General features: G+C 53.9%; 10 protein-coding genes. 7 read left to right on the top strand and 3 right to left on the bottom strand.

The window, feature by feature from the left end; translation table 11 throughout:
- Nucleotides 1-233: 233 nt before the first annotated feature.
- The 6 genes from atpD (at nt 234) to ACP5D4_RS12980 (ending at nt 6,220) form a co-directional block, all read left to right on the top strand.
- Entirely contained in the window at nt 234-1,691 is a 1,458-nt protein-coding gene (gene atpD, locus ACP5D4_RS13005; RefSeq protein ID WP_428012051.1) for a F0F1 ATP synthase subunit beta, read from the top strand.
- Nucleotides 1,692-2,039: 348 nt separating this feature from the next.
- Nucleotides 2,040-2,447 (top strand): ATP synthase F1 subunit epsilon, encoded by a 408-nt coding sequence (atpC, locus tag ACP5D4_RS13000; protein ID WP_428012050.1) that lies wholly within the window; start codon nt 2,040-2,042, stop codon nt 2,445-2,447.
- Between the two features lie 214 nt (nt 2,448-2,661).
- Nucleotides 2,662-3,606, top strand: coding sequence for an ion channel (locus ACP5D4_RS12995; protein WP_428012049.1), 945 nt, complete (start codon nt 2,662-2,664; stop codon nt 3,604-3,606).
- Nucleotides 3,607-3,697: 91 nt separating this feature from the next.
- Nucleotides 3,698-4,537, top strand: a complete 840-nt coding sequence (locus ACP5D4_RS12990) for a pentapeptide repeat-containing protein (protein ID WP_428012048.1) — start codon at nt 3,698-3,700, stop codon at nt 4,535-4,537.
- A 109-nt stretch (nt 4,538-4,646) separates the two neighbouring features.
- Complete coding sequence (pheS, locus tag ACP5D4_RS12985) at nt 4,647-5,648, top strand: phenylalanine--tRNA ligase subunit alpha (protein WP_428012047.1); 1,002 nt, start codon at nt 4,647-4,649, stop codon at nt 5,646-5,648.
- Between the two features lie 278 nt (nt 5,649-5,926).
- Nucleotides 5,927-6,220: a hypothetical protein gene (locus ACP5D4_RS12980; RefSeq protein WP_428012046.1), complete on the top strand. Its 294-nt coding sequence runs from the start codon at nt 5,927-5,929 to the stop codon at nt 6,218-6,220.
- Nucleotides 6,221-6,476: 256 nt separating this feature from the next.
- Here the strand turns inward: ACP5D4_RS12980 and glpD are convergent, their stop codons facing one another.
- The 3 genes from glpD to ACP5D4_RS12965 all read right to left on the bottom strand — a co-directional run bounded on the left by glpD (nt 6,477) and on the right by ACP5D4_RS12965 (nt 10,801).
- Nucleotides 6,477-8,171 (bottom strand): glycerol-3-phosphate dehydrogenase, encoded by a 1,695-nt coding sequence (gene glpD / locus ACP5D4_RS12975; protein ID WP_428012045.1) that lies wholly within the window; start codon nt 8,169-8,171, stop codon nt 6,477-6,479.
- A 268-nt stretch (nt 8,172-8,439) separates the two neighbouring features.
- Nucleotides 8,440-9,948 (bottom strand): glucosylglycerol-phosphate synthase, encoded by a 1,509-nt coding sequence (ggpS, locus tag ACP5D4_RS12970; RefSeq protein ID WP_428012044.1) that lies wholly within the window; start codon nt 9,946-9,948, stop codon nt 8,440-8,442.
- Between the two features lie 118 nt (nt 9,949-10,066).
- Nucleotides 10,067-10,801, bottom strand: a complete 735-nt coding sequence (locus ACP5D4_RS12965; protein ID WP_428012043.1) for an HAD-IIB family hydrolase — start codon at nt 10,799-10,801, stop codon at nt 10,067-10,069.
- Nucleotides 10,802-11,256: 455 nt separating this feature from the next.
- Here ACP5D4_RS12965 and gghA point away from each other — a divergent pair.
- Nucleotides 11,257-12,086 (top strand): glucosylglycerol hydrolase (gene gghA / locus ACP5D4_RS12960; RefSeq protein ID WP_428012042.1); only part of this gene is annotated, 830 nt, incomplete at its 3' end.

Genomic DNA, 12,086 nt, shown 5'->3' with positions numbered 1-12,086 from the left:
TCTTGTCCTCCTCCTGCGAACCGGACGATCGAATCGATCGCATTTCCACAGGAATATCGCCGAATCTCTCGTCAAAAGTTCTCCCGAAGGTTCGCACAGTCTGATAAACTTCCCACTGGATAAAGCATAACGGACGACTGGTCGCCACAAAGGTGGTAGTCTTTAAGATGGCATATTTTAACAGTCTGTAATACTGCCACCCCCTTCTTGACAGACGAATCACATATACAAGCATGGTCACCACGGCAGAAAAAACCAATACTGGCTACATTACTCAAATCATCGGCCCCGTTGTGGACGCCAAGTTCCCGAGCGGTCAATTGCCGGAGATTTACAACGCCCTGAAAATCGAAGGAACCAACGAAGCAGGTAAAGAGATTTCTCTGACCTGCGAAGTCCAACAACTTCTCGGCGACAACCAAGTTCGCGCCGTGGCGATGAGTTCCACGGACGGCTTAGTTCGCGGTATGGAAGTCGTCGATACCGGAGCTGCAATCAGCGTTCCCGTCGGGAAAGCCACCTTGGGCCGCATCTTCAACGTCCTCGGCGAACCCGTCGACCGAAAAGGCGACGTTCCCACCCAAGACACCTCTCCCATCCACCGCGAAGCCCCCAAACTGACCGAACTGGAGACCAAACCCTCCATTCAGGAAACGGGGATTAAAGTGGTCGACCTGCTGGCTCCCTACCGTCGCGGCGGAAAAGTGGGTCTGTTCGGCGGTGCTGGCGTAGGTAAAACCGTCATCATCATGGAACTGATCAACAACATCGCCAAAGCTCACGGTGGTGTATCGGTGTTCGGCGGTGTGGGCGAACGCACCCGCGAAGGGAACGACCTTTACAACGAAATGATGGAGTCCGGGGTCATCGACGAAGAGAACCTGGAAAACTCCAAAGTTGCCCTCGTCTACGGTCAGATGAACGAACCCCCCGGTGCGCGGATGCGTGTCGGTCTGTCGGCTCTGACGATGGCTGAATACTTCCGCGACGTTTCCAAACAGGACGTATTGCTGTTTATCGACAACATCTTCCGCTTCGTACAAGCCGGTTCCGAAGTGTCGGCACTGCTGGGTCGGATGCCTTCTGCGGTGGGATACCAGCCCACCCTGGGGACGGAAATGGGCGAACTGCAAGAGCGCATTACCTCCACCACCGAAGGTTCCATTACCTCGATTCAAGCAGTTTACGTCCCGGCGGACGACTTGACCGACCCCGCTCCGGCTACGACCTTCGCTCACTTGGACGCCACCACCGTGTTGTCTCGTGCCTTGGCTTCCAAAGGAATTTACCCGGCGGTCGATCCCCTGGCTTCCACTTCGACGATGCTGCAACCGGAAATCGTCGGCGAAGAACACTACGGCACCGCTCGCGCCGTACAAGCGACGCTGCAACGGTACAAAGAGCTGCAAGACATCATCGCCATTCTGGGTCTCGACGAACTGTCTGAAGACGACCGTTTGACGGTGGCTCGCGCTCGGAAGATCGAGCGTTTCCTGTCTCAGCCCTTCTTCGTGGCAGAAGTGTTCACGGGTGCGCCCGGTCAGTACGTGAATCTCGAAGACACCATCAAAGGCTTCCAGATGATTCTCAACGGCGAACTCGACGACCTGCCCGAACAAGCGTTCTACCTGGTCGGCGACATCAACCAAGCCAAAGCTAAAGCCGAAAAACTGAAAGCGGAAGCGCAGTAATTTTCCCTGCGGTCTGGCTCGGCTCCTCTCCACCTGCGGGAGAGGGGTTTGAGTGAGGTACTGCTTTGTCACGGTCAACGATTTACCGAAAATCTGGGTTTAAAGCCTCGCCCTTCTCGGGCGACTTTACCCGGTAATTCGTGTGGTAAGAGGGAAGGCTCGAACAGTACCCAAGGGCATTGGGAAACTGCCTCGAAAGAGGGAACGACTGGGGAGACTTCCACCTCTGCTGATAAAGGGAAACCTGAGTCAGTAAGTGGTGTGGCTGAACCAGTAACTGCTCTAGAGCAGGAATCATCGCCCTTCTAGGGCGGTGAGGATGTCAACACGCCCAAAAAACATAAATTTATGACTTTACAAGTTCGCGTTATCGCACCGGATAAAACGGTTTGGGATGCGGAAGCTGAAGAAGTGATTTTACCGAGTACTACCGGACAACTCGGTATCCTCAGCGGTCACGCTCCGCTGCTGAGCGCCCTCGATACGGGCGTGATGCGCGTTCGCCCGGGCAAGGAATGGGTTCCCATCGCCCTGATGGGTGGGTTTGCTGAGGTCGAAAACGATTTGGTGACGATTCTCGTCAACGGCGCCGAACGGGGCGACGGGATCGATCGCCAAACGGCTCAGGAAAACTACGATAAAGCCCTCCAGCGCGTCGAACAGTCCGCTTCGGCGGCTCGGGTCGAACAAATTCAAGCCAAGCAAGCCCTCAAACGGGCGCGGGCTTTGCTGCAAGCGGCGGGCGGTACGGTTTAAACCGCGCCATCACGATCGATTGTGTTAGGGACGATCGATTGTCGATCGATCCAAAAGGGGAGTCTCGAAAACTCCCCTTTTTGCGTGTCGGCTTGAAAAACCGACCCTTTGGGGAGGCGAGGCGAGGATCGAAATTCTGTCGCGATCGGGAAAACGCGGTAGAACTTGAGAAGAGTGGAAATAGACCTATCGATCGAGACTCCGAACATCCCCTATGAAGAAGCTTTTTCGCCAACCGAAACGCAGACGTCCTAAACCTCGGAAAACCCGTATCCTCGTCAGTCGAATCGGTAAATATCGCCTCATCGAAACGGGAATTCCCGGCTTCGATTGGAGCGATTTATATCATTGGTTGGTCAGTTTGTCGTGGGGAAACTTTCTCGGATTGGTGGCTGGTGTTTATTTGGTGGTGAACCTCATCTTTGCCAGCGCTTACGTCCTCCTCGACGGAAACGGCATCGCCAACGCCGAACCGGGTTCCTTTGCCGATGCCTTTTTCTTCAGCGTGCAGACGATGGCCACCATCGGTTACGGCGCCATGTACCCCCAAAGTTTCATCGTTCATTTAGTGGTGGCGGTGGAGGTGTTGGTGGGGTTACTCGGGGTTGCTATGGCCACGGGGTTGATGTTTGCCCGGTTTACCTTACCCAGTGCGCGAGTGTTGTTCAGTCAAGTGGCCGTAATCTGTCCCTATCACGGCGTTCCCACCTTGATGTTTCGCGCGGCTAACCGACGGGGCAATTTTATCGTCGAATCTCAGTTTCGCGTCAGCGTGTTACTGCCGGAAACTACGGAGGAAGGTCACGTGATGCGACGGTTGCACGATTTGGATTTGATTCGATCGGAAACGCCCTTTTTCTCCCTGTCGATGACCCTGATGCACCCCATCGACGAATCGAGTCCGCTCTACGGTAAATCTCCGTCGTTTTTAGGGGAACTGGACACCCAAATTGTGGTGATGATGACCGGGTTAGACGAAACCCTCTCTCAGACCATTCACGCCAGTAAGTTCTACACCGCCGACGATTTGCGCTGGAACGCCCGTTTCGTCGATATTATTTCCATTTTGCCCAACGGCGATCGATACGTGGATTACGACCACTTTCACGCCGTCGAACCGATGGAGATCGATCGCCAACTGACGGTTGAAAATCGGTAAGTCAATCTCGAGCGTCGAAAACCGAAGCATCTCCTACTCCCCATTACCCTGTAATATAAATTTGCTCACGGTAACTACGATCTTTCATCCTATGGACGCGGCCGAACTGATACATCGCTACGCCGCCGGCGAACGAGATTTTAGTGGGGTCGATATCCGACGCATTCGCTTGAGTCGAGCCGACCTCTATCAGATTTCTTTGAAAAACGCGATCCTGTCGGGAGCGTCGCTGACTGATGCGGACTTGCGCGGGGCAGATTTGACTCGCGCGGATTTGGCTAGCGTCAACATGAACGGCGCGTCTCTGGTAGGGGCGTCTTTGTACGGCGCGGATTTAACCGGCGTGGAAATGCGCTATGTGGATTTGTACCGCGTCGATTGTCGCAACGCTATCTTCGCGGGGGCGGATTTGTTTGAGGCGGATTTGCGCGAAACGAATTTGGAAAACGCCAATTTGTGCGAAACGATTCTCCGAAAAGCGAATTTGCGTCAGGCGAAACTCGATGGTGTCAAACTCCACGATGCGGATTTACGCGATGCGGATTTGCGAGGTGCCAGTTGGCAAGGGGTAGAGTTGGTTCGCGCTTGTTTTGAGGGGGCAAACCTCAGTTATACGAATTTGCCCGAAGTTTCTCTCAACGAGGCAAATTTGCGGAAGGCGAATTTGAATTCTTCGATTTTAACGAAGGCATCGTTGAGCGAAGCCGACCTCAGCACAGCCTCGTTGAAAGGCACTAAACTAGATGGAGCGAATCTTTACGGTGCCAATTTAAGCGGCGTCGATCTCACGCAAGCGGATTTGAAAATGGCGGATTTGACTGGGGCGGATTTGAGTTACGCCAATTTAACCGGGGCCGATTTGTGGGGCGCTCATTTGACGGCGGCCAATTTGAACGGAACTATCCTTCCCGACGGAACGCGGCATAACTGAGATAGGGAGATGGGGAGATGGGAAGAGAGGGAGAGTTCACATCATCTCCAAATCCCATCCTCTCATCATCTCATCATCCTCTTCAACGATTGTTTTAAAGCGAAGCATCATGACGGTAACTTCGACAGATTTGGAAACGCAACTGAGCGAACTTCAGCAACAAGCGACGGCGGACATTGCTGCGGCCGACAGTCTCGAGGGTCTCGAAAATCTCCGGGTGAGTTATCTGGGGAAAAAGGGGCAACTGTCGAAAATTCTCGGCGGAATGGGAAAACTCGATGCCAGCGATCGACCCCGCATCGGGAAACTGGCCAATGAGGTCAAAACCGCGCTGCAAACGTCGTTAGAGTCCAAACGGGACGATTTGCAAGCGGCGGCGATTCGATCGCGCTTGGAAGCGGAAACCCTCGATGTGACAATGCCGGCTGTGGTTCGCCCCCAGGGACGCCGCCATCCCCTCAACAGTACGATCGATCGCATTCTCGATATTTTCGTGGGACTCGGTTATACGGTGGCCACCGGACCGGAAATCGAGACGGATTATTATAATTTTGAAGCCCTCAATACCCCAGCCGACCACCCGGCGCGGGATATGCAGGATACGTTCTATCTTCCGGGCGATCGCTTGTTGCGAACCCATACGTCTTCGGTGCAAATCCGCTATATGGAACAGCACGATCCCCCGCTTCGCATCGTCGCCCCCGGACGGGTGTACCGCCGCGATACGGTGGATTCGACGCACTCGGCGGTTTTCCATCAAATCGAACTGTTAGCCATTGATAAGGGACTGACGTTTACGGATTTGAAAGGTACGGTTCGGGAGTTCGTTCGCCAAATTTTCGGCGATGTGGAAATTCGCTTTCGCCCGAGTTATTTCCCCTTCACGGAACCCAGTGCGGAAGTGGATGTGAAGTGGAAAGGGGATTGGTTGGAAGTCCTCGGCTGTGGTACCGTCGATCCTAATGTTTTGAAAGCGGTGGGGTACGATCCCGAGGTGTATACGGGATTTGCTGCTGGCCTCGGGGTGGAACGGTTCGCCATGGTGTTGCACCAAATGGACGATATTCGTCGCCTCTATGCCAGCGATTTACGCTTTTTACGCCAGTTTTGAGGGTCGATCGATCGCCGAGCAACATTCCAAAAAAACTTGCGAAAGTTGAGGAAATGTTTTCTTGAAAATTCCGTTACTATACGGTTGACTTTTGTAGAGATTTATGGTAATCCAATCGCGATCGAAGTCTGAAATGAAGATCGATCGCGGTTTTTTGTTTGGCAGAAGGAAACTCCGTATAAATACGGCTGTGGATTTGCCGTTGTCGGCTGCCCGTTCGACCGTTAGGTTAGAGAAAGATTACGCGACCTACTCATTGTCTCGATCGTCAGCCTACCATGTCTGCCACTTCGCCTTACACCTCTAACTTGTACGATACCTTTATCTCCGCTTGGAACACCGGATCGATCGGTCTCGACGACCTGAACGACGCCCTCAAACAGATTTCCAACAACGAAGATCGGGCGGTGGCATCCCGCTTGTTCTACGCCATCCGTCGCGGTTGGTTGCACCTCCACGGCGGCCAACTCTCCCCAAGATTGGTGGCGATGGCGAGTGTGCCGTCCGTCGCCGCCTGCAACGCCAGCGTTCCCTATAGCGATCGCGTTCCCGAAACTTGCAGCCGCCGCTAAACCCCCAAACGAAACGTTTAAACTTAAAACGTTTAAACTTAAAAGGCGATCCCAACCGATGGCACATCGGAGAAGGAGCCGACTTTGACTCAACTTTTAACCATCGGCGGGGTTTCAAACAGTCTTCACCACATCCCCCCTTAGCCCCATCACCCCTTCGCCCCCCGAAGTTCGGGGGGTTGGGGGAATTGAGGGGATGCAGATAAATCAGAAACCGCTGTTTGAAAGTCAGATTGCGTCGTAGAAGCGATCGCCCTTAGGCCGAAACGGCCTCGATCGATCGGCGACTGCCCGAAAGCGCGTAATCGGGAATACAGTTGTCTTCCATATAGGCTCGATATTCCGCCACCTGTCGATCGCACCGTTCCTGACTCCAGCCACAATACTGTCGCAACACCGCCGTCACCGTCGGCAGCGTCTGCAACCCATAACAACAGTGCATCGAAATCGTGGTTCGGCGGCGCAAAATATCGATGAGATGATGAGCGTACTCCGCCTCGACAGCATGGACGACCTGCGCCTTAATATCCGGCAATTCCGGCGTAATCTGACCCGCCAATTCCGGATGTTCGTCAACGCGGGCTAAAACCTCCGGCGTGTGAGCGCCGTAAGCATCGAAAAGATGGTAAATCGTTTGAACCGGAACGCGATCGCGGTAAATTTTCACCGTTTCCGCTACGACTTCGTCGCTGGGCAAACCCGCCCCCGGCAAAGGGCGCGTTAACGTCGGACAGGGAGGCGCAGACTTGCCCATTTTCGCAAAAGCCGCGTCTACCATCTCTTGTGCCACATGGCGGAAGGTGGTGAGTTTGCCCCCGACGAGGGAAATCAGATTTTTCGCCCCTTCTTTACCATGATCGACAAGAATATGTTTTCGGGTAATGCTTCCGGCGGACTTCCCATCGGTGTAAGGCAGCGGACGCACGCCAGAATAAGTGAATTTGACGCTTTCCCGCGTCAGTTGGGCGCTGGGGATAATATTGTTGGTTTCCGTGAGGAGATAGTCGATTTCCTCGTTGTTGGCTTTAATGCGATCGAGATTGCCATCATAAGGAATATCCGTCGTACCAATGAGGACTTGTCCCAACCACGGCACGATAAAGAAAGGCCGTCCGTCCGTTTTCGCCTCCACATAAAGCGCCGAATCCGGCGCACCGGGGAAGCGATCGACGATAATGTGAGATCCTTTCGTTCCGCCGATTTTGCGTCGGTCGCCGATGGGTTGAATCTCGCCGTTTTCCGTCCCTCGCTGACACACCGCATCCACCCAGGGACCGGAGGTGTTAACGATGGCCGTTTTCTCGTGACCGCACACCTCAAAGGTTTCTCCCGTCAGCTTATCTTCACAGGAGAGGTGAGTAATGCGATCGCCCTCTCGATGTAACGCCGTCACCTCCACATAATTCAACACCGTCGCCCCGGCGCGATCGGCATCGATGATATTCTCCAAACAGAGGCGTTCGGCATAGGCCGCCTGAGCGTCGTAATACTGCGCCCCGCCATTGAGATTTTCCGGGTCGAGACTGCGGAAATGCTGGCGGAACTTCGCCTTCGGCAGCATCCGGTGAGGCAACAGACTCTTATCGAAACTGAAGATGTCGTATAGAATCATCCCCGCCCAAATTTTCCAATAAGGACGCGATCGCTTCCCGTACACCGGAACCGTCAACATCAACGGTCGCACCAAATGGGGCGCCGTTCTCAACAACAGTTCCCGTTCGTGGAGCGATTCCCGCACCAACGCAAACTCAAAATACTCCAAATACCGAAGTCCGCCGTGAACCAACCGCGTCGACCAACTCGAGGTTCCGCTGGCGAAATCGTTCTTTTCGATAAGAATCGTCTTCAAACCGCGCAAGGCCGCATCTCGTGCGACCCCTGCCCCGTTGATACCGCCACCGATAACAATCAGGTCGTAAGGTTGACGTTCGATCGTTTGATAATCGCGCATTGCTTCTTCTATAGCTTCAGTTTGTTGTATCTGTTTCAAGTTAACGAACTTTTCGAGACTTCACGGGCGCATCGCCCGTTTGTCAGGGGCTTCTGGCATCCCTCCTCATCCCCCCTTAGTCCCCCTGGGTCAGGGAGGTTGGACTTGAAATAACGAAATTTCCTGAAACCCGCGACTGTTGCCCGTTCCCTGTTCCCTCAGTCACAAAAAAGCGCGAAGCGCGAATCGGTCGCACCCCACGCTTGAAAACCGTCGAACGACTCAGACGTTAGACCGCGGCCGGTTCCTTATCCGAGACCGTTTCGTGTTCCATGCGTTGGAAAATCTCGAACAGGCGGTCTGCCCAATACTTCACATCGTAGGTCGTGACCGTATCGTACATTTTCGCCATGCGATCGGCTTTTTCCTCATCAGACATATCCAAAGCGCGATCGATCGCCTCGTCCATGCGATCGATCGAATAGGGATTCGTCAAAATCGCTTCGGGCATTTCCACCGCCGCCCCCACGAATTCAGACAGAATCAACGCCCCATCTTTCCCTTCGTGAGCCACAACATACTCTTTCGCCACCAAATTCAACCCGTCCCGCAGCGGCGTCGTCCAGCAAATATCCGCCGCTTTGTAATACGCAATCAAATCCGTAAACGGAACCGGTTGCGTAAACAGCAGAATCGGCATCCAATCCAACCGGGCGAAGCGTCCGTTAATCTTCCCAGCCAAATGCTCGATTTGCTGCTGTGCGGTGCGATAGACTCGCATTCCGGCGGCCGGTTGCACGCAAGTCATCACCAAGCTGATTTTACCGTGCAACTCGGGACGGCGTTCCAGCAGGCGACCGTAACCTTCGAGCAGTTCCCGGTTTCCCTTCACGTAGTCCACCCGTCCAGCGGCGATGGCCAAAGTACGACCGTGCAGTTCTTCCTTAATCTCCTGAATGCGCTGCTGGGTTTCCGGTTTTTGCAGCGTGTTGAGGATATGTTGGGGGTTGGTGCCCACCGGGAAGGCATCGACATTAACCAATTGGTCTTTATAACGCAGTTGCGTCACCACTTCCGGTTCCGCCAACGCCGTCCCGCATTCAGTGATATGTTCGGGAACCGCTTCTTTCTTCACCACTTCCACCTCGAACAGGCTGCGGGCTACGTTGACGAAGTTTTCGGAGTAGCGAGGAATATGGAAACCCACAATATCGCAGCAGAGCAAACTTTCCACGATCGCTTCCCGCCAGGGCAGAATGTTAAAAATATCCACCGAGGGGAACGGCGTGTGGTGGAAAAAGGCGATGCGAGCGTCGGGTTTGAGTTCCTGAATGTATTTCGGCGCCAGCCACAGGTTGTAATCGTGAACCCAAATCAGAGCGTCGTCAGCCGCTTCGGCACAAGCGGCTTCCGCGAAGGCTTTGTTGATGGTTTTGAAGTTTTCCCAATCCGACGACTCGTAAGTGAAGTGATAGGGGAACGAGTGCAGGATCGGCCAAAAAGCTTCTTTACTGGTGATGTGGTAGAAGTGTTTGACTTGGTCGGCACTGAGGGGAATGCGACGAACGTTGTAGTTGCTCCCTTCGATGTTGACCCGTTCCTCAAACTTGCTGCGCTGTTTGGCGTTTACCTGTTTCCAGGCAATCCACGTCCCTTGATTGACGTTATCGAAGAAGCTTTTCAGCGTCGGAACGATACCGTTGGGGCTTTTTTTGTCCTGGTAGCGCACCACCCCGTTTTCATCGACGACTTCGTCGTAAGGTTCGCGGTGATAGAGAATAACGAGAGATGATTTCATGTTGGATGTTTGGTAGTGTTAACGCTGTGAAAGGGTCAGTTTGGAGAGGATAGGATGATGAGGTGATGGGATGACGAGAAATCTCCCCCTCTCCGGAAGCTCCCCCTCTCCCCTTCTCCTAATCCAAAGTCTTACCGTGGTACTTGAGACCGTCCCAAATTCCGGCGGCGCCGGGATGCTGGCTGCGATAGACGTGAGGCATTAGCTGCACGCGATCGATCAGCTTGGGTTCGGCGTTTCCCACGGCGATACCTTTGAGTCCCGTGTCGAACAGCGAGAGATCGTTGAGGGTGTCCCCGGCGACGACCGTATTGTCGGTATCGACGGCAAGGGACTGTAAAGTTCTCAGCAGAGTCGGACCCTTGGCCACCCCCTTCGGCATCACGTCGAGGAATCGATCGGCGGAGAGAATCGCGTCGAATCCCGCCTGTTCGAGTTTCTCCAAGGTACTGTCTCGAAAGGTTTCGCGATCGTAGTAGTAAGAGACGCGATATTCAGGTTCGACCGGTTGCAAGCTCAGCCCCGGTTCGCCTTCGAGTAAGGCTTTGACGCGAGCGTTGGCCTTCTGCCAGCGATCGCTTATCCAGTTTTGAACCTCGGCCAGGGGTTCAAAGGTTTTACCGCAGGTGACGCTGGTCCCGACATCGCCGATGATGTAGTCGGGACGGGGAAACTCCGGTTCCTCGTAGAGTTCTTGCACGAGACCGAGATCTCGTCCGGTGACGAAAATCAATAAAACGCGATCTCGATGGCGTTGGAGATATTGATAAAATTCAGCGCGATCGCTCTCGGAACCTCCGAGAAAGGTTCCGTCGAGGTCGGTGGCTAATATCAGGGAATACCCGGAATTCATTGATGTTTTACCTTCTATCGACCCGTTCTCCCTATGCAGACTCGTCGCGTTCGGGATTTTTCGCTGTTTTCAGTATTTTCACCGTCTCTGCTGTGCAGTCTAACATGGCTTGTTGGCAGACTATCGTTCGAGGGGTTTTCGAGGGAACTCCGTTCCGAGTCACGCGAACGAACGCCGATTTTGCCCCGACCAAAGGATTGGTATGCGCCGATATTTTTCGAGATTTCCCTGAAAAATCCTGGCGATTTTTGTGAGTTTCCATTTTAATCGATCGTGGGAAGTTCTCCAAATTTAAAAACGGAGGTTGATTTAGTGTTAAGCAAGTCAGACTAGCGGTTTCCTGTTTTTAGCCGACAGTATTTGTTTAGTACATTATACACACAAAATACGCAAAGTTCAGATTTGCGAGTGTTTTGCGGTATAACAAATAAAAATAGTCCGGAGAGCGCAATCCTATGGTCAACGTCGAGACAACGTCCCCACCTTCGATCGAGCTAGTAGAAGAGGCGACCCAAGAACTGCTCGAGTGGGCGGCGGAGATCGACGCTTCAGACGCCACCTATTTCGAGAAAGGGCAACAGTTCGCACGGCGACTCGGCGCCCACTACCGAGAAGACGGGTTGACCGAAATCGGCTTCTGGACGCCGGAACTGACCGCCCAGGTCATGCGGAAAAAAGAAATCTATCTCGAAGTCCTCACCCCCCTCGACGACATCGATTTCCGCCAACGCCAACAAGTAGTTCGTTTTCAGCGAACCCGCCTCAATCTGGAACAACAGGGAGAATTTTTCTGGGGTGTCGTCTCGGGAATGATACCGGGAAGCCGCGATCGCGCCGGGTCCTTTTACTGGCTGCGCTACGTAGACCAACAAGGAATCTTGCAAGCGATTCGCGACGTAGTGCCGTACTCCCTACCTTACGGCGTCTTCGGGCCGGCGGAACTGTACGACATCGACAGCTTGCAGGTCGATCGCGCCGATCTCGACTACTTCGCCCGCACCAGCGCCTCCCAACTGCCAGACTTCTTCACCGCAGACCCAAACCGACCCGAAATCGCCATTCCCCGCGTTCACGCCCCCCGCAACATCCTACAACTGCACGTGGGAACAGCTACCCAAGACGGAACCCTCGAAAGTCTAACGCGGCTGTACCAGCGCATTTCCGACAAACTCGCCAACGAAGACCCCCTGACGCCGGCCGAAGAGAACTTCGTCGGCTACGACGCCGTTCAGTTGCTTCCCACCGAACCCACAATCGAATTTCGCACCGACTACAGCCCCGAAAG

Origin of the sequence: Baaleninema sp., from assembly GCF_049974805.1 — a bacterium.
GTDB lineage: Bacteria > Cyanobacteriota > Cyanobacteriia > Cyanobacteriales > Geitlerinemataceae > Baaleninema.
This window is presented reverse-complemented; position numbering and strand designations above follow the sequence as displayed.

Excerpts from the sequence above, each read along its gene's own strand:
- ggpS (WP_428012044.1), bottom strand. The coding sequence starts at position 9,948 with ATGAAATCATCTCTCGTTATTCTCTATCACCGCGAACCTTACGACGAA.
- atpD (WP_428012051.1), top strand. The coding sequence starts at position 234 with ATGGTCACCACGGCAGAAAAAACCAATACTGGCTACATTACTCAAATC.
- ACP5D4_RS12990 (WP_428012048.1), top strand. The coding sequence starts at position 3,698 with ATGGACGCGGCCGAACTGATACATCGCTACGCCGCCGGCGAACGAGAT.
- glpD (WP_428012045.1), bottom strand. The coding sequence starts at position 8,171 with ATGCGCGATTATCAAACGATCGAACGTCAACCTTACGACCTGATTGTT.
- ACP5D4_RS12965 (WP_428012043.1), bottom strand. The coding sequence starts at position 10,801 with ATGAATTCCGGGTATTCCCTGATATTAGCCACCGACCTCGACGGAACC.
- atpC (WP_428012050.1), top strand. The coding sequence starts at position 2,040 with ATGACTTTACAAGTTCGCGTTATCGCACCGGATAAAACGGTTTGGGAT.
- ACP5D4_RS12995 (WP_428012049.1), top strand. The coding sequence starts at position 2,662 with ATGAAGAAGCTTTTTCGCCAACCGAAACGCAGACGTCCTAAACCTCGG.
- pheS (WP_428012047.1), top strand. The coding sequence starts at position 4,647 with ATGACGGTAACTTCGACAGATTTGGAAACGCAACTGAGCGAACTTCAG.
- ACP5D4_RS12980 (WP_428012046.1), top strand. The coding sequence starts at position 5,927 with ATGTCTGCCACTTCGCCTTACACCTCTAACTTGTACGATACCTTTATC.